Below are 22,754 nucleotides of genomic sequence, written 5' to 3' on the forward strand. Positions count from 1 at the left end.
TGTTGGCAGCGCAAGCAGGGAGAAACGACATGACCGGATCCGCCAAGGCCACCGTCTTCATCGACAATGAACGCGTCATCGTCACCGAATACCGCTTCGCGCCGGGCGAGAACACCGGCTGGCACCGCCACGGCCACGACTATGTCGTCGTGCCGCTGATGGACGGCAAGGTAAAGCTGTTGACCAAGGACGGCGAATCCTTCGCCGAGATGAAGAAGGGCGCGCCCTATTTCCGCAGGGAAGGCGTCGAGCATGACGTCATCAACGCCAATGACGGCGAGTATGCCTTCATCGAGATCGAGCTGAAGTGATGGCATGCCATCATCTGCCATCTTGATGGCAGGAGTAGAAAAGGCTATCTTTCTCAAAAGGGAGTTTGAAATGGCCGAACCCCAGCTTTCCGTCCGCAGCGCAAAAGCACGTGATCTTGCGCATCGACTCGCTCGTCGCGAAAACCGCTCAATAGCTGATATCGTCGAACGCGCGCTTGAATCCTATGAGATTCGGGAGGCCGGGCGAGAACCGGCATCCGCCTTCTACTCTCGCCTGACGGCAAGCGTTGGCGTCGACATCGATCTGGAAGAAATCATCCGGGAAAACCGCAAGGTCCATACAGGGCCGGAGCTTTGATTTTCGTCGACACCAATGTGATTTCAGAGAGCCTTAGAAAGGCGCCTGACGCGGCTGTCATGGCTTGGCTGGTCCGCAACGATGCCGAACTGGCGCTTCCCACGGTGGCGATTGCCGAAATCGCTTTCGGCATCCAAAAGATACGACCTGACGAGCGTGCCGATCGCCTGGAGCAAGGTCTCTCCCAATGGCGCCATCGCTTTGCCGGTCGCATTTTTGGGCTGACGGAGGAGGCGGCTCTGGCTTATGGCGAGATTATGGGAACGGCGACGCGCCAGGGCCGGGGCATGTCGGCATCCGATGGCATGATTGCAGCGACAGTGCGCGTGAATGGCGGTCGGCTGGCAACGCGTAACCTGAACGACTTCGGCCCGGCCAACCTTGAGCTGATCTCACCTTGGGATTTCTAGGGCGTCTCACCGTTCACGGAACAGGCGGAATGTTCTACCAGTCGGCGATGCGATCGCCGCCGACGAATTGCGCACTTTTGGCGGTGTATTCGAACAGCTCGATCTTCACACCGTTGGGATCGCGTATCCAGGCCTGAAACGTGTCGTCGCAGGCGTGCTTCTTATCCGGGACATCGACGCCTTTCGATCTGATATGGGCGATCGCCGCGTCGATGTTTTCAACCTCAAGGCAAAAGTGGTTGATCTGGTTCTGCTCGCTATATGCAGTGCCGTCCTTCTGGAACACCTCGACATGGCTGCGCCCGCCGCAATTGAGGTAGAACCCGAAAATCTTGCCGTCGCGCAGGAAATTGAACTGGGTGTCGAGGCCGAGCACGTCGCGATAGAAGCTTCGTGTCGCTTCCAGGTCATGCGCGAAGATGCAGACATGGGTGAGCTGCCTGACCTTGATCATGACTGGCTCCTCTCGAAGGTCTGGCCTCAGGTCGGCGGCGTGCCGTTCTCGGCCAGCACCGCGCCGGCCAGGTACAATGAACCGCCGATCAGGATGCGCGGCGGCGGGCCGTCCCAGGTGTCGCGCAGCAGCATCAGCGCATTGGCAACCGAACTCACCGGCTCGGCCGTCAGTCCCGCTTCGGTCGCGCGGATCGCCAGTTCGTCGTTCGGCACGCCGGCCTCGCTGAGGCTCACCGGCACCGTGTAGACATGCCGGGCGAGGCCCTTGAAGGCCCGGAAATAGCCGCTCTGATCCTTGGTGTTGATCATGCCGGAAATGAGGAAGAGCGGACGCGGGTTCTTCTCTTCCTGCTCGGCAAGCGCTTCGGCAATCACCATGCCGGCGCCCGGATTGTGACCGCCGTCCAGCCAGATGTCGGCACCCTTCGGTGCCAGTTCCGCCAGCCGGCCCTGCGCCAGCTTCTGCATGCGGCCTGGCCATGCGACATTGATCATCGCCTTTTCGACGGCGCGATGGCTGATCTCGAAACCGGCCGCCTTGACCGCGGCGATCGCCGCCGCCGCATTGGCGAACTGGTGGCGCCCCGGCAGCCGTGGCGGCGGCAGGTCCATCAACCCGTCCTCGTCCTGGTAGACCATGCGGCCGTTTTCCTCATAGGCGAGGAAATCCTGGCCGTAGACGAAGGTCGGGCACTCAAGCCGATCGGCGGTTTCGATCAGCACCTGCAGTGCCGTCTCGCTTTCCTGTGCGCCGATGACCACCGGGCAGCCAGGCTTGATGATCCCGGCCTTTTCGGCGGCGATCAGTTCGACACGGTCGCCGAGATAGGCCTCGTGGTCGAGCGACACCGGCATGATCACCGATACGGCCGGCTCCTTGACGACATTGGTGGCGTCGAAACGGCCGCCGAGCCCGACCTCGATGATGGCGGCATCGGCCTGGTGTTCGGAAAACAGGAGGAAGGTGACAGCGGTGAGGATCTCGAAGACGGTGATTGTCTCGCCTTCGTTGGCCCTGGCGACGCGCGCTATGGCATCGGCGAACACCCTGTCCTCGACCAGCCTGCCGCCGCCATCGGCGGCCAGCCGGTAGCGCTCATGCCAATTGACCAGATGCGGCGAGGTGTGGACATGGACGCGGTAGTCCGCCGCCTCGAGCAGGGCGCGCGAAAACGCGGCGCACGAACCCTTGCCATTGGTGCCGGCGATGTGGATGACCGGCGGCAGCCGGTCCTGCGGGTTGTCAAGCCGCTCCAGCAGCCGCGAAATGCGGTCGAGCGAAAGGTCGAAGCCTTTCGGGTGAAGCGCCATCAGGGCTTCGATTTCGCGGTCGGCGGCAAGCGTCATCATGGAAGAATCCTATGCGGGCCGCAAAGCACGCGCAATCGCGGTTCGCGGCGCACGATGTCGCGTCAGGCGTGCGGTCGGGCTTCCGTCGGAATGGTGGCCGGCGGCAGGATTTCCGGCTCGATCGGCTTTTGCTCCTCCGGTAGCTTGAGCAGCATCCTGAGAAGGCGCGCGATGGTTTCGCGCAGTTCCAGCCGCGACACCACCATGTCGACCATGCCGTGCTCCATCAGATATTCGGAGCGCTGGAAGCCATCTGGCAGCTTTTCGCGGATGGTCTGTTCGATGACGCGCGGTCCGGCAAAGCCGATCAGCGCGCCGGGCTCGGCGATGTGCACGTCGCCCAGCATGGCGTAGGAGGCAGTGACGCCGCCGGTGGTCGGGTTGGTCAAAACGACGATGTAGGGAAGACCGGCTTCCTTCAGCCTGTCGACGCCGACCGTGGTCCTCGGCAATTGCATGAGGGACAAAATACCTTCCTGCATACGGGCACCGCCGGAGGCCGCAAACAGGATCAGCGGCCGCTTGCGCTGCAGGGCGACTTCAAAGCCATGCACGATGGCGTCGCCGGCGGCCATACCGAGCGAGCCGCCCATGAAGGCGAAGTCCTGCACCGTGACCACAACCGGCAGGCCCTCGACGGTCCCCAGCGCGTTGATGATCGCGTCTTCCAGGCCGGTCTTGGCCTTGGCGTCCTTCAGCCGGTCGACATAGCGCTTCTCGTCGCGGAATTTCAGCGGGTCCTGCATGACCTTGGGGTTGTCCAGGGTCTCGTATTTTCCGTCGTCGAAGAAGAATTTCAGCCGCTCCTTGGCCGAGATCTTCATGTGATGACCTGACGAAGGGATGACGAACTGGTTGGATTCCAGATCCTTGTGGAACACCATCTCGCCGGTCTCCGGATCCTTGATCCAGAGATTCTCGGGCATGTCGGTGCGCCGGCCGAGCATCGAATTGATCTTCGGGCGAACGTAATTGGTGATCCAGTTCATCGCTTCGGCTCCTGTCCTGACGAAGAGTTGGGTAAAGAGGTAGGGAAACTATTCGGCGGCAGCAAGGCGGGCCGAGCGCACACCTTGCGCAAGGCCGCTGACCAGCGTGGCCACGGCTTCGGCAGGGTCGGCGGTCTTTTCGCCTTTCGGCCCCAGCACATTGGCCACCGCATTGACGATCGCGGTGCCGACGACGACGCCGTCGGCATTGGCGCCGATCACGCGGGCCTGCTCGGCGGTCTTGACGCCGAAGCCGACGCAGACCGGCAGGCCGGTATGGCCCTTGATACGCTTGACCGCCGCCGCCACCTTGCCGGTGTCGGCCAGCGCCGAGCCGGTGATGCCGGTCATGGACACATAATACACGAAGCCCGACGTGTTTTGCAGCACCTTGGGCAGGCGCTTGTCATCGGTGGTCGGCGTCGCCAGCCGAATGAAATTGATACCGGCTTTCAGCGCCGGAATGCACAGTTCCTCATCCATCTCCGGCGGCAGGTCGACGACGATCAGCCCATCGATGCCGCTGGCAATAGCGTCCGTGAGGAAGCGGTCGACGCCATAGATGTAGATCGGGTTGTAATAACCCATCAGCACGATCGGCGTCTCGTTGTCGCCGGTCCGGAACTCCGCCGCCATCTTGAGTGTCTTGACCAGCGTCTGGCCGCCTTTCAGCGCCCTGAGGCCCGCGGCCTGGATCGCCGGACCGTCAGCCATCGGATCGGAAAACGGCATGCCGAGCTCGATGATGTCGGCGCCTGCTCCCGGCAGTGCCTTCATGATCGACAGCGAGGTATCGTAGTCCGGGTCGCCGCCCATGAAATAGGTGACGAGCGCCGGGCGGCCTTCGGTCTTCAGCTTCGCCATGCGGCGATCGATGCGGGTCACCATGATCAGATCTCCATGCCCAGCATCGAGGCCACCGTATGTACGTCCTTGTCGCCCCGGCCGGACAGGTTGACGATCACGATCTGGTCCTTGTCCATTGTAGGCACGATCTTCACCGCATGCGCGATGGCATGCGCCGACTCCAGCGCCGGGATGATGCCTTCGACCCGCGTCGTCAGCTTGAAGGCCTCCAGCGCCTCGTCGTCGAGGATCGGCACATATTCGACGCGGCCTGAATCACGCAGCCAGGAGTGCTCCGGCCCGACGCCGGGATAGTCGAGACCGGCCGAGATCGAATGCCCGTCCATGATCTGGCCGTCGGCATTCTGCAGGAGATAGGTGCGGTTGCCGTGCAGCACGCCCGGTGCGCCGGCATTCATCGAGGCGCAATGCTCGATGCCGTCGAGGCCGCGCCCGCCGGCTTCGATGCCAATAATGCGCACCTCCTTGTCGTCCAGGAAGGGATGGAACAGGCCGATGGCGTTCGAACCGCCGCCGACAGCGGCGATGATGGTGTCCGGCAGCCGGCCTTCCTGCTCGAGGATCTGCGCCCGCGCCTCTGTGCCGATCACCGACTGGAAGTCGCGCACCAGTTCCGGATAGGGATGTGGGCCGGCGGCGGTGCCGATCAGGTAGTAAGTATCCTCGACATTGGTGACCCAGTCGCGCAGCGCCTCGTTCATGGCGTCTTTCAGCGTGCCGTGACCGGCGGTCACCGGCCGCACTTCGGCGCCGAGCAGCTTCATGCGGAAGACGTTGGGGCTTTGCCGGGCGACATCGGTGGCGCCCATATAGACGACGCAGGGAAAGCCGAAGCGGGCCGCGACCGTGGCCGACGCCACGCCGTGCTGGCCGGCACCGGTCTCGGCGATGATGCGCTTCTTGCCCATGCGCTTGGCCAGCAGGATCTGGCCGAGACAATTGTTGATCTTGTGCGAGCCGGTATGGTTCAGATCCTCGCGCTTGAAATAGACTTTCGCGCCGCCGAGATGGCGTGTCAGGCCTTCAGCGAAATAAAGCTTCGAAGGTCGCCCGGCATAATGGGTCGAGAGGTCAGTCAGTTCAGCCCTGAAATCCGCATCGTTCTTGACCTCGTTCCAGTGCCGCTCCAGGTCGAGGATCAGCGGCATCAGCGTTTCGGCAACGAAACGACCGCCGAAAATGCCGAACATGCCCTGTTCGTCGGGCCCGGTGCGGAAGGAATTGGGTATCGCCGGCTTGTTCATCGCCGATCTCCTGGCATCTTGATTTCTTGAGCATGCTTGTCGGAAAACCGGTTCCCCGCATGCTCTGGATTGAACCGGTCAGGCGGCGCGGTTGTCGCGCGCTGCCCTGACGGCCCGGAAAAACTGCTCGATCAGCGCCGGATCCTTGACGCCCGGCGCACTTTCCACGCCTGAGGAAATGTCTATTCCGGGCGGATTGGCAAGCCGAAGGGCATCGCCGATATTGCCGGCGTTGAGCCCACCGGAAAGCATGTAATCGACGCCGGCGTCAAGGCCGGCGAGGATGCGCCAGTCGTAGACAACACCATTGCCCCCCGGCAGTTCGGAGCCTTTCGGCGGCTTGGCGTCGAACAGGAACCTGTCGGCGATGCCGACGAACGGCTTTATCCGTTCGAGATCCGCGGCCTCGCTGAGCGGCAGCGCCTTCATCACCGGCAGGCCATAGCGGGCTTTCATCTCGGCCACCCGCTCCGGCGTTTCCGCGCCATGCAGCTGCAGCATGTCGGGCTGCATCTTGGCTACGATTTCGTCCAGGAAGGCGTCGCTGGCGTCAACGGTGACGGCAACCGCTTTGGCCTTGCCGCGTGCGACTTCGCGCAGACGGCCAGCCTCGGCAGGTTCGACATAGCGTGGGCTTTTGGCAAAGAAAATAAAGCCGACATGGCTGGCGCCACAGGCCAGCGCCGCGGCCATTGCCCCGTCGGTCTTCAAGCCGCAGATCTTGATGTCGAGTGCCATGCGCGGGAATTGGCATGAAAAGCGAAAAGAGTCGAGAAAAAGCATACTGTTTGCCGGCAACGCCAAAGGCGCTACCTATGGATGGACAAGGCGGGAGTACGATCATGACCGAGAGAACCGTTGCCGAACTCAGGCAGAAGATCACGCAGGCGCGCGACGTCATTGCGCACCTGATGGACAAGGCCGCCTTCAACGGCGCCGAGGCGCACCGCGCGCTCGACTATTTCGGCAGCGATGCCTTCGACCGCAATTTTTTGCCCTGGCCGCATCACGGCGAAGAGGGGCTGCGTCCGGAGGAACTCAACGCGACGAATGACGATTGACGGTTATTCGAACATGATCGCCTGAAGCGCACCACCATTGCGCTTCAGCCAGACCTTGCAGCGCTCGGTGTCCGGGCAAAGCTGCTCGCACAGCTTCCAGAATTTCGGACCGTGGTTCATCTCCTTGAGATGCGCGACTTCATGCGCGACGAGGTAATTGATCACCGGCGACGGCGCCATCATGATCCGCCAGGAGAAGGACAGATTGCCGTCGGAGGTGCAGGAGCCCCAGCGGCTCGACGTGTCCTTGAAGCGGACGGCCTTGGCGCGCTTGCCCAACGCCTGGGTGTGCTTGAGCACCAGTTTCTCGATGTCCTTCTTGGCCTCGCGCTTGAGAAAGTCAGCGATGCGGCGCGGCAGGTGTATGCGATCACCGTGCACGATCAGCAGCGGGCCGCGCTCATCGCTCGACACCGTCACGGTCCCGCGTTTTGACGGCTCGTGGACGATGCGGTGCGCCACGCCACGCACCGGGATCTTGATGCCGGGCCGCACCTGCGGCCGAGCCGGGACCTTGGCCAGCCGCTGTTCCAGCCAGTCTTGATGGCGGTCGAGGAATTTTTCCACCTCGCCCCGGCGCAAGCCCGGCGGCACCGTAATGCGCAGGCCACGGCCGCCGGAATCGATGCGCAGCGTCAGCCGCCGGGCGCGGTCGTTTTCGACGATCTTGAGCGGCAGCGAGCGGCCGGCAACGACATGCTCGCGCTCTTCGACAGGCGCGGGCTTGGGCTTTGTCAAATTGCGGAAGAAGCCGAAGGACATGGCCGGACGATACGCGATTCGAGGAAAACGAATAGAACAAAGAATAGAACAAAAAAGAAACGGCGCCGCTCGTGCGACGCCGTTTTTTCACGATCTGACCAGTCGCTGGATGTCAGTCGTCAAGCAGGTTCGAACCCTTGCCGCGCTTGGTGGTCGTCCCGGTGCTCGGATTGGCCTTCGTCGGCGCCGTCGACTTGTTGCGGTTGGCCATGAAGCGGTCGAACTCGTCCTGGTCCTTGGCGCGGCGCAATTCGCGGGCGTAGTCGTCGAACTCGGTCAGCATCTCGTCGAGCTTGCGGCGTTCCTCAGCGAGGCGCTCAAGTTCCTTTTCGCGCCAGTCGTCAAAGGCGACGTTGCCGGTGCGGGCGGAGCCGTGACCCCAGCGCGCCGCCTTGTCGGAGCCACGGCGGCAGCCGGCGAAGATGCCGTCGGTGGCCCGGTTGACGTCACGCTTCAAGCCGTCGAGGCGGTCGCCCCAGATGATGTAGGCGAGCATGGCGAAGCCGAGTGGCCAGAACACCATGAAACCGATCACCATCAACGCGATGGTTGCCGGCGTCCAGGCCGGGCGGATCAATGCAGATGTGTTCATTTTCTCCCATTCCTTCGGTTGGAGACAGCCTAGACCGGCTGCGTGGAATCGAAATGGGAAGAAGAAAACGGCGATTCAAGACAATATCCGCCAAAACCGGACAAGAGGCTGAAATGATTGTTGCTTTTTGAGCGCTTCGAGGAAAAGAACGGCCAACCCGGCAACAAGTCCCCAAAACGCGGCGCCGACGCCGAACAGCGTCAGTCCCGACGCGGTGACGGCGAAGGTGACGGTGGCGGGCATGCGTTCGCCTTCGTCCTTCAAGGCGATCGACAAAGCATTGGCAAGCGGCGACATCAGCGCCAGACCGGCCACCAGCACGATCAGGCTCTGCGGCAGGACGGCGAAGATCGCCACCAGCGAAGCGCCGAAAATGGCGAAGATGAGATAGGCGAGCGCATAGAACGGGCCGGTCTTCCAGCGCTCAGCGGGGTCCGGATGGACGTCAGGTCCGGTGCAGATCGCCGCCGAAATCGCCGCCAGATTGGTGGTCGAGCCGCCAAAGGGCGCCGACAGCAGCGAAAACAGGCCGGTGACGCCGATCAGCGGGCCCGGCTCCGGGTGATAGCCGGCGGCGCGCAGCACGGCGAGACCCGACAGGTTCTGTGAAGCCATGGTGACGAGATAGAGCGGCAGCGCGAGGCCGATGATCGCGGCGGCGCTGAACTGCGGCGCGATCAGCGTCAGCGTCGACAGTTCCGGTGTCGGCAGGCCGCCGACGCGGCCGGTGAGAAATGCCGCGAGGCCGCCGCCGATCAGCACCACCAGCACCGACACTGCCGGATTGAACAGCCTGATGACGAAAAAGGTCGCTATCAACGGCAGGATCAGCCATGGATCGGCGGGAATGGCCTTGACCGCGTTGATGGCGAAACTGACGAGAATGCCGGCCAGCATGCCCGAGGCAACCGACGCCGGTATCCTGGCGATCAGCCGCGTCAGGGGCCCGAACAGGCCGGTGACCATCAACAGGATGCCGGTTACCATGAAGGCGCCTACCGCCTCGCTGATCGAAAAGCCGCTCGAGGCGGCGATCAGAGCCAGGCCCGGTGTCGACCATGCGGTGATGACAGGCATCCTCGTGCGCCACGATAGCCACAGGCACTCGATGGCCATGGCAAGACAGATGGCGGTCACGCCGCTCGCCGTCTCGATCTGCGTCGCACCGACCGCCTTGGCGGCGGCAATGACGATGGCCAGCGTGCCGCCGAAACCGACGATCGCCGCGACGAAGGCGGATATCGGAATGGAAAGGCGCATCAGTTCAGTTTCCCCTCTGTGCCATCGCATCGACGGCCCGCACCAACATGTCGAGATCCTGCGGCCGCGACAGGCGGTGGTCGCCATCGGGGATCAGCGACAAGGTCACGTCGTCGGCCGGCAGCAGGCTGACCAGCTTCAGCGCGTGGCTTGCCGGCACGTCAGCATCGGCCAGTCCCTGCAGGATGTGCACCGGACAATGCGTGTCGATTGGGCCCGTCATCACCCTGTTTTCGCGCCCGTCCTCGATCAGAGCGCGCGTATAGATGTAAGGCTCGGCGGAATAGTCCGACGGCTCCTCGAAGAAACCTTTTTTGACGAGATCGCGCTTCTGCGCCTTGGTCAGCACCGGTTCGACCAGTTCGGTGGTAAAATCAGGCGCCGGCGCCAGCAGCACCAGGCCGGCGACGTTGCTGCCGCCCGCTTTGTGCAATTCCTGCACCATGCGCAGCGCTATCCAGGCGCCCATCGAGGAGCCGACCAGGATCTGCCGGCCCTGGGTGAAATGCCGGAACACGGCAAGGCTCTGCGCGAGCCATGTCGAAATCGTGCCGTCGGCAAAGGCGCCGCCGGATTCGCCATGGCCGGAATAATCATGGCGCAGGAACGCGCGGCCTTCCCTTGCCGCCCAATCCGACAGCGTCTGCGCCTTCGTGCCCAGCATGTCCGACTTGTAGCCGCCAAGCCAGACGATGCCGGGCGCGGAGCCGGCACTATGGCGCACCGCGATGCGCGATCCCCCAACACCGGGAAAGATTGGGACATCGATAAAGACGGGGGGCGTGGCGTTCATGGCTTTTTCCTCAACGTCGGTCTTGTGGCACAGCCAGCGGCGAGGCGGAAAGTGCTCGCGATGTTTCTTTGTTTGGTGCAGGGCAGCGATCAGGGTGATTTTCTATCAATGCTGTGCTATTGACTCCGCCCGCGCGCTCACCACATTGACGCGTCCACGCATCAACACTGACAAACCCTGAACGAAACGGCCAAGGAGACCACGACCATTCGCAGACCTTTCAAAGCAGCGGCGCCGACCAAGGATGGCCCGCGCTCCAACCGTGATATCCGGGTTCCCCGGGTCCAGCTTATCGACGCCGAAGGCCAGAACCGCGGCGATGTTTCCATCAACGACGCATTGCTGCTCGCCGAAGAGGCTGGGCTTGATCTCGTCGAGATATCGCCCAATGCGGTGCCCCCCGTCGTCAAGATTCTCGATCTCGGCAAGTTGAAATACGCCAACCAGAAGAAGGCGGCCGAGGCGCGCAAGAACCAGAAGGTCATCGAGATCAAGGAGATCAAGATGCGCCCGAACATCGACAGCCATGACTACGAGACCAAGATGAAGGCGGTTCGCCGCTTCTTCGAGGAAGGCGACAAGGTCAAGCTGACGCTGCGGTTCCGTGGCCGTGAGATGGCGCATATGGAACTCGGTATGCAGCTTTTGAACAAGGTCCGCGAGGAAGTGGCGACGATTGCCAAGGTCGAAGCGGAACCGAAGCTCGAAGGCCGGCAGATGATGATGGTGCTGTCGCCGCGCTAAGGTGTGCTGAACTATCAACACACCTCAGTCACGATGACGCGCTAACGCGCTTAAATCCGCCTGAATCACATCCCAAGGCGTCCCGGCGATCGGCGGGACGCCTGTTTTCTTTGGCCGAGGCTGCGATCGCCGGTTTTTTTATGCATGTCACAAGACCGCGCCTTCGGGCGACATGCATCACGCTCTACGATGATCGGATTCCAAGGTTGGATAAAGAACTCAAATACGGGCTGGGCAATTACCAGCGTACGCGTCGGATGGTGCTTGCCGGGCTCGTGGCGGTGCTGTTCGCAGCGCTGCTGTTCGGCCAATCGACCTTTCCGCCCGACACGCCGGTGCATGAGTCGATCGAAATGTTCGGCGTGCTGCTGATTTTCCTCGGCATCGTCGGGCGCCTTTGGTCGACGCTCTACATAGGCGGGCGCAAATCTTCCGAGGTGGTGACCGGCGGGCCTTACTCGATCACCCGCAACCCACTCTATGTCTTCTCGACCGTAGCCGCGGCCGGCGTCGGGGCACAGATCGGCTCGTTCTCCGGCATCGCTCTCTTCGCGCTTCTGTGCGCGGGCGCCTTCCATATCGTCATCCTGCGCGAGGAGAAATTCCTCAAGGAAGCGCTTCCCGCCACATATCAGGCGTATCTGGCGAGAGTGCCGCGCTTCTTCCCGAAGCTTTCCCTTTACCAGGAGGGTGATACCGGCAGCTTCAAGCCGCGCCTGTTGTTGACCACGCTGCTCGATGGCCTGGTGTTCCTCGTCGCGCTGCCGGCCTTCGAACTGATCGACGGCGCCCAGCAGTCGGGCATGCTGCCGGTATTGTTCCGGCTGCCCTGACTCAAAGGGCAGAGCCGCATCTCTACAGGTGTTGCACAGCCGCCGGCTTTGACGTATAGGACCGCCGTTCAAGAAAACCGCCCGGCAGGGCATGCCGTGGCGGTTTCATTTGCTTTTCGGGCTTTGGTCGGCCCGAAGCGAACAAGACAAGAGGCGTGGAGTGCCGGAGGCACGACAGGGACCTCATAGAAACGGAGTAGCAAAATGCCCAAGATGAAGACCAAGTCCGCCGCCAAAAAGCGGTTCAAGATCACAGGTACGGGTAAAGTTTTGTCGGCTGCGGCCGGCAAGCGTCACGGCATGATCAAGCGTTCCAACAAGTTCATTCGAAATGCCCGCGGCACGATGGTTCTGGCTGAACCGGATGGCAAGAAGGTCATCAAGAATTTTCTTCCGAACGGCCTCTAAGGCATTCGGTCCGGACACGCATTTGTTTTACGCAATTCCGAACGGAAAACCGCAAGGCACTTTTCCTGGAATTGCTTTTAAGGAGATCATGACATGGCACGCGTAAAGAGAGGCGTCACCTCGCACGCCAAGCACAAGAAGGTCCTGAAAGCCGCCAAGGGCTTCTACGGCCGCCGCAAGAACACCATCCGCATCGCCAAGCAGGCGGTGGAAAAGTCGCTGCAGTACGCTTACCGCGACCGCAAGAACCGCAAGCGCTCGTTCCGCGCGCTGTGGATCCAGCGCATCAACGCAGCGACCCACGAGCATGGCCTGACCTACGGCCGCTTCATCGACGGCCTCAACAAGGCCGGCATCGAGATCGATCGCAAGATCCTGTCGGACATGGCCATCCATGAGCCGCAGGCTTTCGCAGCCCTGGTCGCCAAGGCCAAGGTGGCGCTTGAATATCTGAAGAACACCACGCCGAACGCTTTTGAAAGCGCTGTCGCCTAAGACCAGCGCTTCCCAAGCATTCGCAATTCTGATTTGGGGAACCCGCGCTGGCACGGCTGGCGCGGGTTCTTTTTTGACCCTGATGTAACCAAAATGGTGACGACGAACCAAAATGGTGTCGGTCGCCCGATCGAGAGAGTTTCGCCGTGAACGACACAGCTGGAAATCTTGAAGCGCTGGAGGCCTCGCTGCTTGCCGACATCGCAGCGGCCTCCGACGAGGCCTCGATCGAGGCCGTGCGCGTCGCGGCTCTTGGCAAGAAGGGTTCCATCTCCGAAATGCTGAAGACGCTCGGCGCCATGACCGCCGAGGAGCGCCAGGTGAAAGGCCCTGCCATCAACGGCCTCAAGAATCGCGTCACCGATGCGCTGACGGCCCGCAAGGCCGAGCTCAGGGATGCGGCGATCACCGCGCGTCTCGCCGCCGAAAGGGTCGACGTGACGCTGCAGATGCGGCAGTCGCCGGCCGAGCGCGGCCGCATCCATCCGATCAGCCAGGTCATCGACGAGATCGCGGCGATCTTCGGCGATCTTGGTTTCTCCATAGCCGAAGGTCCCGATATCGAGAGCGACTATTACAATTTCACCGCGCTGAACTTCCCGGAAGGCCATCCGGCGCGCGAGATGCACGACACCTTCTTCTTCCAGCCGGACGAGAAGGGCGAGCGCAAGCTTTTGCGCACCCACACCTCTCCGGTGCAGATCCGCACCATGGAGACGAAGAAGCCGCCGATCCGCATCGTCATTCCTGGAAAAACCTACCGCCAGGATTCCGACGCCACCCACTCGCCGATGTTCCATCAGGTCGAGGGGCTGGTCATCGACAAGACGGCGAATGTCGCCAACATGAAGTGGGTGCTGGAGGAGTTCTGCAAGGCCTTCTTCGAGGTGCCGCAGGTCAAGATGCGCTTCCGGCCGTCCTTCTTCCCGTTCACCGAGCCGAGCCTCGAGGTCGACATCCAGTGCGACCGCTCGCGGCCCGGCGAAGTACGCTTCGGCGAAGGCTCCGATTGGATGGAGATCCTCGGCTGCGGCATGGTGCATCCCAACGTGCTGCGCCATGGCGGGCTCGATCCGGACGAATATCAGGGCTTTGCCTGGGGCATGGGCATCGACCGCATCGCCATGCTGAAATACGGCATGCCGGACCTGCGCGCCTTCTTCGACGCCGATGTCCGCTGGCTGTCGCATTACGGTTTCAGGCCGCTCGACATGCCGACCTTGTTCGGGGGCCTAAGCGCATGACAGCGCCGCACGCCGGCGGCTGCCGCTGCGGCGCTGTGCGGTTCGAGGCCACGGCCGAACCGCATCACGTCAGCTATTGCCACTGCGGCGATTGCCGGCGGGCGAGCGGCGCGCCGGTATCGGCCTTTGTCGGGTTCCTGGCCGGTCAGGTCGCGTTCACAGGCAAGGCGCTGAAGATGTTCGAGAACGGCCCGGTGACGCGCTCGTTCTGCGGCATTTGCGGCTCGCCCATCGCCTATGTCGACGAGCGGCTGGAGGACGACATCTATTTCATGCTCGGCGCCATGGACGCACCAGCCTATTTCGAGCCGACGCTGCATGCCTATGTCAGCGAGCAGCTTGCCTTCCTGCATATGTCTGACGACCTGCCGAGACATCTGAAAACAAGCGTCAAAAGACCAGACGGAACAGTCCAATGAAATTCACCCTCTCCTGGCTCAAGGATCATCTCGAGACCGACGCCACGCTCGGCGAGATCGTCGAGCGGCTGACCTCGATCGGCCTCGAAGTCGAGCATGTCGACGACAAGTCGAGCCTGAAACCCTTCGTCATCGCCAAGGTGCTGACGGCGGTTCAGCACCCCGATGCCGACCGGCTGCGCGTGCTGACCGTGGATACGGGCGATGGCAGGCCACCCGTGCAAGTGGTGTGCGGCGCGCCTAACGCCCGCGCGGGTCTGATCGGCGCCTTTGCCGCGCCCGGCACCTATGTCCCCGGCATCGACGTGACGCTGACGGTCGGCAAGATCAGGGGCGTCGAAAGCCATGGCATGATGTGTTCCGAGCGCGAGCTGGAACTGTCGGACGAGCACGACGGCATCATCGACCTGCCCCAGGATGCGCCTGTCGGCACCAGCTTCGCAGCCTATGCGCATCTCGACGATCCGGTCATCGAGATCAACCTGACGCCGAACCGGCCGGACGCCACCAGCGTCTACGGCATCGCCAGGGATCTGGCGGCGAGCGGACTTGGCCGTCTCGTCGGCGGCGCCATCATGCCCCATGTCGGCAACGGCATGTGCCCGGTCAAGGTGACGATCTTAGCGCCGGAGCTCTGCCCCGGCTTCGCACTGCGGCTGGTCAAGGGCGTCAAGAACGGCCCGTCGCCGAAATGGCTGCAGCAGCGGCTGATCGCCATTGGTCTGAGGCCCATCAGCGCGCTGGTCGACATCACCAACTACGTCACCTTCGATCGCGGCCGTCCGCTGCATGTCTTCGATGCCAGCAAGGTCTCAGGCAATCTCACCGTGCGCCGTGCGCGCGATGGCGAAAAGGTACAGGCGCTCGACGGCCGTGAATACACGCTGACGCCGGAGATGTGCGTCATATCAGATGAAGACGGCGTCGAGTCGATTGCCGGCATCATGGGCGGCGAGCATTCGGGCTGCGACGAGAACACCACGGACGTATTGATCGAATCGGCCCTTTGGGACCCGATTACCACCGCGCGCACCGGCCGCACGCTCGGCATCATCACCGATGCGCGCTATCGCTTCGAGCGCGGCGTCGACCCTGAATTCATGGTGCCCGGCGTCGAGCTGGCGACCAGATTGGTGCTCGATTTCTGCGGTGGCACGCCGACGGAGATCGAAGTGGCAGGCTATGCCGGCCACACGCCCAGGATCGTCTCCTTCCCGCTCTCGGAAGTGAAGCGGCTGACCGGCATCGAAGTGCCAACATCGGAGAGTCGCCATATCCTGTCGCGCCTTGGCTTCAGGCCTGAGGGCTCGGGCGACGTCATCGATGTGGCGGTGCCGTCCTGGCGTCCCGATGTCGACGGCAAGGCCGACCTGGTCGAGGAGGTGATGCGTATCCACGGCGTCGACAACATCGCCCCGCAGCCGCTCGGCGCGCATGACGCGGTCAACGCAAGGATACTCACCACGCTGCAGGTCCGCACCCGCACGGCCAAGCGCGCGCTTGCCGTACGCGGCATGATGGAAGCCGTCACCTTGTCGTTCATACCGGCCAGGCACGCCGAACTGTTCGGCGGTGGCCAGACGGCATTGAAACTCGCCAACCCAATCGCCGCCGACATGTCCGACATGCGGCCCTCGCTTTTGCCGGGGCTGATCGCCGCTGCCCAGCGCAACGCCGACAGGGGCATCGGCGACGTGGCGCTGTTCGAAGTTTCGGGCACCTATGAAGGCGATGGCGCGGACCAGCAGCGGCGCGTGGCCGCCGGGGTGCGCCGCGGTACCGCCAAGCTCGACGGCTCCGGCCGCAATTGGGCCGGCAATTCCGGTCCGGTCGGCGTGTTCGACGCCAAGGCCGACGCCATCGCCGCGCTCGAAGCCTGCGGTGCGCCGGTCGAGCGGCTGCAGATCGAGGCGGGTGGTCCGGCCTGGTATCATCCCGGCCGTTCCGGCACGATCAAGCTCGGCCCGAAAACCGTGCTCGGCACCTTCGGTGAATTTCACCCGAAGACGCTTGAGGGCCTCGACGCTTCCGGGCCACTCTGCGGCTTCGAAGTGTTCGTCGATGCCGTGCCCGAGCCGAAGGCCAAGCCGACGAAGACCAAGCCGAAGCTCGAGCTCTCCGCCTTCCAGATGGTCAAGCGCGACTTCGCTTTCGTCGTCGACAATGCCCTCGAGGCCGGCACGCTGGTGCGCGCAGCGCTCGCCGCCGACAAGAAGCTGATATCAGGCGTTTCGGTCTTCGATATTTTCGAAGGGGCATCGCTCGGAGCGGGCAAGAAGTCGATCGCCATCGAAGTATCGATCCAGCCGGTCGAGAAGACGTTGACCGACGAGGATTTCGAGGCGCTGGCCAAGCGCATCGTCGATAATGTCGGCAAGCAGACCGGCGGCGTTCTGCGCGGCTAGAGCAATTCTGGGAAAAGTGCGTAGCGATTTTCCCGGTAAAAACGCATAGCGCTTTCCCTTGGGAATTGCGCAGGAACCAAGACTTGCAGGCAGGTGGCGAATCGCCGTCCAAAGGGCGATGGACCATCTGCGCTATTCCGGCCTTCCTTTCGAAACGCAACGCATGGCGTTTCTTGAGATCGTCTCGGCCGATCCGCTTGTTCGCGAAGCGCTGACGCATGCCCGCGCGCTTGGTCTTGCCGACTGGCTGGTCGTCTCCGGCGCGCTCTACAACTCTGTCTGGAACCATCTGACCGGCAAGCCGCCGGGCTATGGCATCAAAGATGTCGACCTGTTCTATTTCGATGACAGCGACCTGTCCTACGAGGCGGAGGACGCGGTGATCCGCCGCGCGGCGGCGCATTTCGAAGGACTGCCTCTGCCGGTCGAGGTGCGCAACCAGGCGCGGGTGCATCTGTGGTATCCGCAGAAGTTCGGTCAATCCTGCCCGCGCTACACGAGCTCCAGCGAATCCGTCAGCTATTTCGCCTCTAAGACCCACGCGGTCGGTGTGCGACACGACGCGGACGGGCAGCTCGATCTGGTTGCGCCGTTCGGGCTCGACGACATCTTCTCGTTCCGCATCGTGCCGAACCGGGTGATGGACAATCAGCGCACGCATGAGGTGAAGGGCAAGCGTGCGAAGGAGACCTGGCCGGAGATTTCAGTGGTGCCGTGGTAGAAGTGCCGGAATAAGAAAATGTCGGCGCGAGGCACCCCCCTCTGGCCTGCCGGCCATCTCCCCCGCAAGGAGGGAGATTGGCAGCTTCGGCCTTGTCGCTCCTCCTGCAACCTTGGCGATTGGCGAAAGCAGCAACGGCATCCGATCTCCCCCCTTGCGGGGGAGATGTCCGGCAGGACAGAGGGGGGTGTTTCGCGCTGACTTCTCGCAACCTTCGCTGTCACGTTCGCATGAAAAAGGGGCGCCGAAGCGCCCCTCCAACGGTGACCTGACTCACCCATTCACCAGCGCCAGCAACTCCTCGGTGTAGCGCTTGCCAACGACCTTGTCCGGCGACAGCGCATCGCCTATGGCCGCTACCTCGGCAGCGCTCAGCTCGATCGCGGCCGCAGCCGTGTTCTGCTCAAGATGGCGGATCTTGCGCGCGCCGGGGATCGGCACGATGAAGTCGCCCTGGTGCAGCACCCAGGCCAGCGCCAGCTGTGCCGTGGTCACGCCCTTTTCAGCCGCCATCTTTTCCAGCGTGGCGATGACGGCGGCGTTGGCCGCCATGGCATCGGCCTGGAAGCGCGGCAGGCCACGGCGCCAGTCGTCGTCGCTCAATGCCTCGGGCTTGGCGATGGTACCGGTGAGCAGGCCGCGGCCGAGCGGGCTGTAAGGGACAAAGCCGATGCCGAGTTCGCGGCAGACGGCGAATACCTCGTCTTCCGGGTCGCGGCTCCACAGCGAATATTCGCTCTGCACGGCAGCGATCGGATGCACGGCATGGGCCCGCCGGATGGTCGCGGCACTCGCCTCCGACAGGCCAAGCGCGCGCACCTTGCCTTCGCTCACCAATTCGGCCATGGCGCCGACCGTATCCTCGATCGGAACGTTGGGGTCGACACGATGCTGGTAGTACAGGTCGATGACGTCAGTGCCCAGCCGCTTCAGCGAGGCCTCGGCGACGGCCTTGACGTGCTTGGGACGGCTGTCGACACCGGCCATGCGGTCCATGCCGGTGCCTTCTTCCAAAATCTTGAAGCCGAATTTTGTCGCGATGGTCACCTTGTTGCGCACCGACTTCAGCGCCTTGCCGAGCAGGATCTCGTTCTCGTAGGGGCCATAGACTTCCGCCGTGTCGAAGAAGTTGACGCCGATCTCGACGGCGCGGTGCAGGGTGGCAATCGCGTCGGCTTCAGCCTGGCCGCCATAGGCGAAGCTCATGCCCATGCAGCCGAGGCCGACCGGGTAGACATTCAATTCAGTTCCTAGCTTGCGAGTTTGCATCACGCGTCTCCTTGTTGTGATGCCTGGAAGATAGCGCCTTGCTTTGCGTTCGATAATCCGCTCATGTTTGTACGGGTTGCTCTAAAAAGTAGATCAATGAACCGAGCACATCTTTCACAGCTGGCAGTGCTGGCAACCGTTGCCCAATGCGGCAGCTTTCGCGGCGCGGCCAAGGAAATGGCAATCGCGCCGTCGGCGGTAAGTCACGCGGTGTCCAGCCTGGAAACACGGCTTGGCGTACGGCTGTTGGCGCGCAGCACGCGCAGCGTCGCGCCGACGGAAGAAGGCGCGCAGCTGCTGGAGCGATTGCGCCCAGCTCTTTCGGAGATCGACCTGGCGCTGGAGACGGCGATCGAAGCGCGCGATCGGCCTGCCGGCAATCTGCGGCTCAGCGTACCCCGCACGGCAGCGCATCTGGTGCTGACGCCACGGCTTGGCGCTTTTGCCGCGGCCTATCCCGACATCGTGCTCGAGATCGCCATCGAGGACCGCTTCACCGATGTCGTCGAAGGCGGTTTCGATGCCGGCGTTCGGCTGGGCGAGAGTCTGCAACGTGACATGATCGCGGTGCGGATCGGGCCGGACATTCGCGGCGCGGTGGTGGGCGCCCCATCCTATTTCGAGGTCATGCCCAGACCGCGCCACCCGCGCGACCTTGCCGACCATCGCTGCCTCCGCTTCCGCTTCTCCAGCGGTATCCTTTACCGCTGGGAGTTCGAGAGAAATGGCGAGGTGATCGAGATCGCCACGCAGGGGCCACTGATCCTCGATGAGGATCGGCTCATCGCGCAAGCAGCGGTCGATGGCGCCGGGCTTGCCTTCGTCTTCGAGGACTATGTGCGGGCACCGCTTGCCGACGGCCGGCTGATCCGCGTGCTGGAGGACTGGTGCCCGCCCTTCGACGGGTTCTTCGTCTACTACCCCAGTCGCCGCCAGATGCGCCCGGCGCTGCGCGCCTTCGTCGATTTCTTCAAGGTGAGCGGGTAGGCGGCGCTTTACCCTGCCCTTGTGGCCATGGTGGGCGATGAGCCAGCACTGCACATTGGCTTTTCTTCCGATATCGGGCAAACCTCGTGGCCTGTAAATCGTGATGGAGAAGCCTGATGTTTCGATGGGGTGTGTTGTCCACAGCCAAGATCGGCCGCGAGCATTTGTTGCCGGCAATGGTCGAGGCGGAGAATGGTGTGCTGTCGGCGATCGCCAGTCGCGACCTGTCGAAGGCCAAGGCACTGGCCGAGCGCTTTGGCGCCCGCCATGCCTTCGGCTCCTATGAGGACCTGCTCGCCTCCAACGAAATCGACGGCGTCTACATCCCGTTGCCGACCTCGCAACATGTCGAATGGACAGCCAAGGCCATCGAAGCCGGCAAGCATGTGCTGGTCGAAAAGCCGCTGGCGCTCGACGCCAAGGACATTCTCCCGCTGATCAAGCTGCGCGACGCCAAAAAAGTGCTCGTCTGCGAAGCGTTCATGGTCATCTACCACCCGCAATGGATCAAGGTGCGCGATCTCATCGCCAGCGGCGCCATCGGCCGGCTGCGCCATGTGCAGGGCGCGTTCTCCTACTACAATGTCGACCCCAACAATATGCGCAACAAGCTCAATCTCGGCGGCGGCGCGCTGCCCGACATCGGCGTCTATCCGACTGTGTCGACGCGCTTTTCGACTGGCAAGGAGCCGCTGCGCTTGCAGGCGACAATCGAACGCGACGAGAAATTCGGCACCGACATCTATTCCTCGATCCGCGCCGATTTCGGTGATTTCGAATTGTCCTTTTACCTCTCGACGCAGATGGCGGCGCGCCAGTTCATGGTGTTCCACGGCGAGAAGGGTTTCATTGAAGTGTTCTCGCCCTTCAACGCCGGGCTGTATGACCATCACCGGGTCGAACTGCACAACCAGAACCACACCGAGGCGCAAGTGTTCCGCTTTCCCGGTACGCAGCAATACCGGCTGGAGGTCGAGACCTTCGCGCGTGCGGCACAGGGCGGCAAGGAGCGCGTCTTCACGCTGGAGGAATCCGTGCTCAACCAGAAAGTCATCGACACCATCTTCCGCGCCGGCGGCAAGGACAGCTGGGAGACAGTCTGAGCTTAGCCGGCTGATTGGGAGGGGAAAATGTCTGACGACGCGGACGTGATCATTGTCGGCGCCGGCCTTGCCGGGCTGGTTGCCGCCGCCGAACTTGCCGAGGCCGGCAAGCGGATCATCATCGTCGACCAGGAGCCGGAGCAATCGCTTGGCGGCCAGGCATTCTGGTCGTTCGGCGGCCTTTTCCTTGTCGATTCGCCGGAGCAGCGGCGCATGCGCATCCGCGATTCGCACGATCTGGCTCTGGAGGATTGGCTGGGCACAGCGGCTTTCGATCGGCCCGAGGATTTCTGGCCGCGCCAATGGGCGGAAGCCTATGTCGGCTTCGCCGCCGGCGAGAAACGCTCCTGGCTCCTGCAGCGCGGCCTGAAGTTTTTTCCCGTGGTGGGCTGGGCCGAGCGCGGCGGCGGCAACGCCATCGGCCACGGCAATTCGGTGCCGCGTTTCCACATCACCTGGGGCACTGGCCCGGGCGTGCTCGAACCCTTCGTCCAGCGTGTGCGCGAGGCTCAGAAGCAAGGGCTGATCCGCTTCAAATTCCGCCACCGCGTCAACGAATTGACCCGCACGGGTGCTACCGTTGATGGTGTGCGCGGCGATATACTGCAGCCGAGCACTGTCGAGCGCGGCCACAAGAGTTCACGCGACATCGCGGGCGATTTCGCATTCCGAGCGCAGGCAGTGATCGTCGCCTCCGGCGGCATTGGCGCCAACCATCAGCTTGTCCGCGAAAACTGGCCGCAGCGGCTCGGCGCGGCGCCAAAGCGCATGATCGCCGGCGTGCCCGACCATGTCGATGGCCGCATGCTGGCGATCACGGAGCAGGCCGGCGGCTCGATCATCAACCGCGACCGCATGTGGCACTATGTCGAGGGCATCAAGAACTGGTCGCCGATCTGGACCGACCATGCGATCCGCATCCTGCCCGGCCCGTCTTCGCTGTGGCTTGATGCACGGGGCAAGCGCCTGCCCGTGCCGCTCTATCCTGGCTTCGACACGCTGGGCACGCTGTCCCACATCATGAGCACCGGCTTCGATTATTCCTGGTTCATCCTGACGAAGAAGATCATCCAGAAGGAGTTCGCGCTGTCGGGCTCGGAGCAGAACCCCGATTTGACCGGCAAGAGCTGGCGCCAGGTGCTCGGCCGCGCCACCTCGGGCATTCCGGGTCCTGTCAAAGCCTTCATGGAGAAGGGCGAGGACTTCATCGTCGAGGCGGATCTGCCGACGCTGGTTGCACGCATGAATGCGCTGGCCGGCGGCGAGCCGCTGCTTGACGTCGCTCAGGTCGAGCGCGAAATCCGCGCCCGCGATCGGCAGCTCGACAATCCGTTCTCCAAGGACATGCAGATCACCGCTTTGCGCGGCGCCCGCGCCTATCTCGGCGACCGGGTGATCCGCACGGCCAAGCCACACAAGATGCTCGACCCGGCAAATGGCCCGCTGATCGCCGTGCGGCTCAACATCCTGACCCGCAAGACGCTGGGCGGCCTGCAGACCGATCTCGACAGCCGCGTTCTGGGTGCCGATGGCCAGCCGGTCGCGGGACTCTACGCCGTCGGCGAAGCCGCTGGGTTCGGCGGCGGCGGCGTGCATGGCTATGCGGCGCTTGAGGGCACCTTCCTCGGCGGTTGCATTTTTTCCGGCCGCAGCGCCGGCCGGGCGGCGGCCGAGGCCGTGCAATAAGGCCCAAACCGCGAGACGACAAAACC

At 63.0% G+C, this 22,754-nt stretch carries 26 protein-coding genes; 15 read left to right on the forward strand and 11 right to left on the reverse strand.

Going from position 1 to position 22,754, the window contains the following annotated elements; genetic code table 11:
- Positions 1-29: 29 nt before the first annotated feature.
- The 3 genes from NKJ89_RS13900 to NKJ89_RS13910 all read left to right on the forward strand — a co-directional run bounded on the left by NKJ89_RS13900 (position 30) and on the right by NKJ89_RS13910 (position 1,040).
- Positions 30-311 (forward strand): cupin domain-containing protein, encoded by a 282-nt coding sequence (locus NKJ89_RS13900; RefSeq protein WP_352603143.1) that lies wholly within the window; start codon positions 30-32, stop codon positions 309-311.
- Between the two features lie 70 nt (positions 312-381).
- On the forward strand, positions 382-630 hold the full coding sequence (locus NKJ89_RS13905) for a hypothetical protein (RefSeq protein ID WP_023810621.1): 249 nt from the start codon (positions 382-384) through the stop codon (positions 628-630).
- Positions 627-1,040 (forward strand): PIN domain-containing protein, encoded by a 414-nt coding sequence (locus NKJ89_RS13910; RefSeq protein WP_352603145.1) that lies wholly within the window; start codon positions 627-629, stop codon positions 1,038-1,040. The genes NKJ89_RS13905 and NKJ89_RS13910 overlap by 4 nt, the downstream gene beginning before the upstream one ends.
- A gap of 34 nt (positions 1,041-1,074) precedes the next feature.
- Here the strand turns inward: NKJ89_RS13910 and NKJ89_RS13915 are convergent, their stop codons facing one another.
- The 6 genes from NKJ89_RS13915 to NKJ89_RS13940 all read right to left on the reverse strand — a co-directional run bounded on the left by NKJ89_RS13915 (position 1,075) and on the right by NKJ89_RS13940 (position 6,684).
- Positions 1,075-1,494, reverse strand: coding sequence for a VOC family protein (locus NKJ89_RS13915; protein ID WP_352603147.1), 420 nt, complete (start codon positions 1,492-1,494; stop codon positions 1,075-1,077).
- A gap of 26 nt (positions 1,495-1,520) precedes the next feature.
- A complete protein-coding gene (locus tag NKJ89_RS13920; RefSeq protein ID WP_352603149.1) occupies positions 1,521-2,846 on the reverse strand; it encodes a bifunctional folylpolyglutamate synthase/dihydrofolate synthase in 1,326 nt (441 codons plus the stop codon).
- 62 nt (positions 2,847-2,908) lie between these two features.
- Complete coding sequence (gene accD, locus NKJ89_RS13925) at positions 2,909-3,835, reverse strand: acetyl-CoA carboxylase, carboxyltransferase subunit beta (protein ID WP_023761149.1); 927 nt, start codon at positions 3,833-3,835, stop codon at positions 2,909-2,911.
- Between the two features lie 48 nt (positions 3,836-3,883).
- Positions 3,884-4,723 carry a tryptophan synthase subunit alpha gene (trpA, locus tag NKJ89_RS13930; protein ID WP_023761150.1) on the reverse strand — a complete coding sequence of 280 codons (840 nt, stop codon included), beginning with the start codon at positions 4,721-4,723 and terminating at the stop codon, positions 3,884-3,886.
- Between the two features lie 2 nt (positions 4,724-4,725).
- Positions 4,726-5,946: a tryptophan synthase subunit beta gene (gene trpB, locus NKJ89_RS13935; protein WP_352603151.1), complete on the reverse strand. Its 1,221-nt coding sequence runs from the start codon at positions 5,944-5,946 to the stop codon at positions 4,726-4,728.
- 78 nt (positions 5,947-6,024) lie between these two features.
- Complete coding sequence (locus NKJ89_RS13940) at positions 6,025-6,684, reverse strand: phosphoribosylanthranilate isomerase (RefSeq protein WP_352603153.1); 660 nt, start codon at positions 6,682-6,684, stop codon at positions 6,025-6,027.
- A 104-nt stretch (positions 6,685-6,788) separates the two neighbouring features.
- Between NKJ89_RS13940 and NKJ89_RS13945 the strand changes: the two genes are divergently transcribed.
- Complete coding sequence (locus NKJ89_RS13945; RefSeq protein ID WP_352603155.1) at positions 6,789-7,007, forward strand: hypothetical protein; 219 nt, start codon at positions 6,789-6,791, stop codon at positions 7,005-7,007.
- A 3-nt stretch (positions 7,008-7,010) separates the two neighbouring features.
- On the opposite strand, the gene NKJ89_RS13950 is transcribed toward NKJ89_RS13945, so the two are convergent.
- From NKJ89_RS13950 to NKJ89_RS13965, 4 genes are all read right to left on the reverse strand, one after another.
- Positions 7,011-7,769 carry a M48 family metallopeptidase gene (locus NKJ89_RS13950; protein WP_352603157.1) on the reverse strand — a complete coding sequence of 253 codons (759 nt, stop codon included), beginning with the start codon at positions 7,767-7,769 and terminating at the stop codon, positions 7,011-7,013.
- 112 nt (positions 7,770-7,881) lie between these two features.
- A complete protein-coding gene (locus NKJ89_RS13955) occupies positions 7,882-8,361 on the reverse strand; it encodes a DUF2852 domain-containing protein (protein WP_352603159.1) in 480 nt (159 codons plus the stop codon).
- A gap of 75 nt (positions 8,362-8,436) precedes the next feature.
- Positions 8,437-9,621 (reverse strand): benzoate/H(+) symporter BenE family transporter, encoded by a 1,185-nt coding sequence (locus tag NKJ89_RS13960; RefSeq protein WP_352603161.1) that lies wholly within the window; start codon positions 9,619-9,621, stop codon positions 8,437-8,439.
- Positions 9,622-9,625: 4 nt separating this feature from the next.
- A complete protein-coding gene (locus NKJ89_RS13965) occupies positions 9,626-10,414 on the reverse strand; it encodes an alpha/beta hydrolase (protein ID WP_352603163.1) in 789 nt (262 codons plus the stop codon).
- Positions 10,415-10,621: 207 nt separating this feature from the next.
- Between NKJ89_RS13965 and infC the strand changes: the two genes are divergently transcribed.
- The 8 genes from infC (at position 10,622) to NKJ89_RS14005 (ending at position 17,683) form a co-directional block, all read left to right on the forward strand.
- Positions 10,622-11,158 (forward strand): translation initiation factor IF-3, encoded by a 537-nt coding sequence (gene infC, locus NKJ89_RS13970; protein ID WP_013528312.1) that lies wholly within the window; start codon positions 10,622-10,624, stop codon positions 11,156-11,158.
- Between the two features lie 206 nt (positions 11,159-11,364).
- On the forward strand, positions 11,365-11,991 hold the full coding sequence (locus tag NKJ89_RS13975) for a methyltransferase family protein (RefSeq protein ID WP_023761159.1): 627 nt from the start codon (positions 11,365-11,367) through the stop codon (positions 11,989-11,991).
- A 204-nt stretch (positions 11,992-12,195) separates the two neighbouring features.
- On the forward strand, positions 12,196-12,399 hold the full coding sequence (gene rpmI, locus NKJ89_RS13980) for a 50S ribosomal protein L35 (protein ID WP_006201248.1): 204 nt from the start codon (positions 12,196-12,198) through the stop codon (positions 12,397-12,399).
- A 93-nt stretch (positions 12,400-12,492) separates the two neighbouring features.
- Positions 12,493-12,894, forward strand: a complete 402-nt coding sequence (gene rplT, locus NKJ89_RS13985; RefSeq protein WP_006201247.1) for a 50S ribosomal protein L20 — start codon at positions 12,493-12,495, stop codon at positions 12,892-12,894.
- A 146-nt stretch (positions 12,895-13,040) separates the two neighbouring features.
- Positions 13,041-14,138 (forward strand): phenylalanine--tRNA ligase subunit alpha, encoded by a 1,098-nt coding sequence (gene pheS / locus NKJ89_RS13990; protein WP_352603165.1) that lies wholly within the window; start codon positions 13,041-13,043, stop codon positions 14,136-14,138.
- Entirely contained in the window at positions 14,135-14,557 is a 423-nt protein-coding gene (locus tag NKJ89_RS13995) for a GFA family protein (protein ID WP_352603167.1), read from the forward strand. The genes pheS and NKJ89_RS13995 overlap by 4 nt, the downstream gene beginning before the upstream one ends.
- The gene (gene pheT / locus NKJ89_RS14000; RefSeq protein ID WP_352603169.1) at positions 14,554-16,962 is read left to right on the forward strand and encodes a phenylalanine--tRNA ligase subunit beta; all 2,409 of its coding nucleotides are present in this window, start codon (positions 14,554-14,556) and stop codon (positions 16,960-16,962) included. Before NKJ89_RS13995 ends, pheT begins: the two co-directional genes overlap by 4 nt.
- A gap of 118 nt (positions 16,963-17,080) precedes the next feature.
- Positions 17,081-17,683 carry a nucleotidyltransferase family protein gene (locus tag NKJ89_RS14005; RefSeq protein WP_352603171.1) on the forward strand — a complete coding sequence of 201 codons (603 nt, stop codon included), beginning with the start codon at positions 17,081-17,083 and terminating at the stop codon, positions 17,681-17,683.
- Between the two features lie 273 nt (positions 17,684-17,956).
- Here NKJ89_RS14005 and NKJ89_RS14010 read toward each other — a convergent pair whose 3' ends face one another.
- Complete coding sequence (locus tag NKJ89_RS14010; protein WP_352603173.1) at positions 17,957-18,952, reverse strand: aldo/keto reductase; 996 nt, start codon at positions 18,950-18,952, stop codon at positions 17,957-17,959.
- A gap of 96 nt (positions 18,953-19,048) precedes the next feature.
- On the opposite strand from NKJ89_RS14010, the gene NKJ89_RS14015 reads away from it, so the two are divergent.
- The 3 genes from NKJ89_RS14015 to NKJ89_RS14025 all read left to right on the forward strand — a co-directional run bounded on the left by NKJ89_RS14015 (position 19,049) and on the right by NKJ89_RS14025 (position 22,728).
- Positions 19,049-19,939, forward strand: coding sequence for a LysR family transcriptional regulator (locus NKJ89_RS14015; RefSeq protein WP_352603175.1), 891 nt, complete (start codon positions 19,049-19,051; stop codon positions 19,937-19,939).
- A gap of 116 nt (positions 19,940-20,055) precedes the next feature.
- Positions 20,056-21,042 (forward strand): Gfo/Idh/MocA family protein, encoded by a 987-nt coding sequence (locus tag NKJ89_RS14020; protein ID WP_352603177.1) that lies wholly within the window; start codon positions 20,056-20,058, stop codon positions 21,040-21,042.
- Positions 21,043-21,069: 27 nt separating this feature from the next.
- Positions 21,070-22,728 carry an FAD-binding dehydrogenase gene (locus NKJ89_RS14025; protein ID WP_352603179.1) on the forward strand — a complete coding sequence of 553 codons (1,659 nt, stop codon included), beginning with the start codon at positions 21,070-21,072 and terminating at the stop codon, positions 22,726-22,728.
- Positions 22,729-22,754 lie beyond the last annotated feature (26 nt).

It is taken from the genome of Mesorhizobium sp. M0047, assembly GCF_040323315.1.
Classification (GTDB): Bacteria; Pseudomonadota; Alphaproteobacteria; order Rhizobiales; family Rhizobiaceae; genus Mesorhizobium.

What these genes read in the sequence shown, in the direction of transcription:
- rplT (WP_006201247.1), top strand. Translation starts at nt 12,493, where the DNA reads ATGGCACGCGTAAAGAGAGGCGTCACCTCGCACGCCAAGCACAAGAAG.
- NKJ89_RS14025 (WP_352603179.1), top strand. Translation starts at nt 21,070, where the DNA reads ATGTCTGACGACGCGGACGTGATCATTGTCGGCGCCGGCCTTGCCGGG.
- NKJ89_RS13995 (WP_352603167.1), top strand. Translation starts at nt 14,135, where the DNA reads ATGACAGCGCCGCACGCCGGCGGCTGCCGCTGCGGCGCTGTGCGGTTC.
- pheT (WP_352603169.1), top strand. Translation starts at nt 14,554, where the DNA reads ATGAAATTCACCCTCTCCTGGCTCAAGGATCATCTCGAGACCGACGCC.
- NKJ89_RS13965 (WP_352603163.1), bottom strand. Translation starts at nt 10,414, where the DNA reads ATGAACGCCACGCCCCCCGTCTTTATCGATGTCCCAATCTTTCCCGGT.
- NKJ89_RS14005 (WP_352603171.1), top strand. Translation starts at nt 17,081, where the DNA reads ATGGACCATCTGCGCTATTCCGGCCTTCCTTTCGAAACGCAACGCATG.
- NKJ89_RS13940 (WP_352603153.1), bottom strand. Translation starts at nt 6,684, where the DNA reads ATGGCACTCGACATCAAGATCTGCGGCTTGAAGACCGACGGGGCAATG.
- NKJ89_RS14010 (WP_352603173.1), bottom strand. Translation starts at nt 18,952, where the DNA reads ATGCAAACTCGCAAGCTAGGAACTGAATTGAATGTCTACCCGGTCGGC.
- NKJ89_RS13955 (WP_352603159.1), bottom strand. Translation starts at nt 8,361, where the DNA reads ATGAACACATCTGCATTGATCCGCCCGGCCTGGACGCCGGCAACCATC.
- trpB (WP_352603151.1), bottom strand. Translation starts at nt 5,946, where the DNA reads ATGAACAAGCCGGCGATACCCAATTCCTTCCGCACCGGGCCCGACGAA.
- NKJ89_RS13900 (WP_352603143.1), top strand. Translation starts at nt 30, where the DNA reads ATGACCGGATCCGCCAAGGCCACCGTCTTCATCGACAATGAACGCGTC.
- NKJ89_RS13905 (WP_023810621.1), top strand. Translation starts at nt 382, where the DNA reads ATGGCCGAACCCCAGCTTTCCGTCCGCAGCGCAAAAGCACGTGATCTT.
- NKJ89_RS14020 (WP_352603177.1), top strand. Translation starts at nt 20,056, where the DNA reads ATGTTTCGATGGGGTGTGTTGTCCACAGCCAAGATCGGCCGCGAGCAT.
- NKJ89_RS13915 (WP_352603147.1), bottom strand. Translation starts at nt 1,494, where the DNA reads ATGATCAAGGTCAGGCAGCTCACCCATGTCTGCATCTTCGCGCATGAC.
- rpmI (WP_006201248.1), top strand. Translation starts at nt 12,196, where the DNA reads ATGCCCAAGATGAAGACCAAGTCCGCCGCCAAAAAGCGGTTCAAGATC.
- trpA (WP_023761150.1), bottom strand. Translation starts at nt 4,723, where the DNA reads ATGGTGACCCGCATCGATCGCCGCATGGCGAAGCTGAAGACCGAAGGC.
- accD (WP_023761149.1), bottom strand. Translation starts at nt 3,835, where the DNA reads ATGAACTGGATCACCAATTACGTTCGCCCGAAGATCAATTCGATGCTC.
- NKJ89_RS13950 (WP_352603157.1), bottom strand. Translation starts at nt 7,769, where the DNA reads ATGTCCTTCGGCTTCTTCCGCAATTTGACAAAGCCCAAGCCCGCGCCT.
- NKJ89_RS13945 (WP_352603155.1), top strand. Translation starts at nt 6,789, where the DNA reads ATGACCGAGAGAACCGTTGCCGAACTCAGGCAGAAGATCACGCAGGCG.
- NKJ89_RS13960 (WP_352603161.1), bottom strand. Translation starts at nt 9,621, where the DNA reads ATGCGCCTTTCCATTCCGATATCCGCCTTCGTCGCGGCGATCGTCGGT.
- NKJ89_RS13920 (WP_352603149.1), bottom strand. Translation starts at nt 2,846, where the DNA reads ATGATGACGCTTGCCGCCGACCGCGAAATCGAAGCCCTGATGGCGCTT.
- NKJ89_RS14015 (WP_352603175.1), top strand. Translation starts at nt 19,049, where the DNA reads ATGAACCGAGCACATCTTTCACAGCTGGCAGTGCTGGCAACCGTTGCC.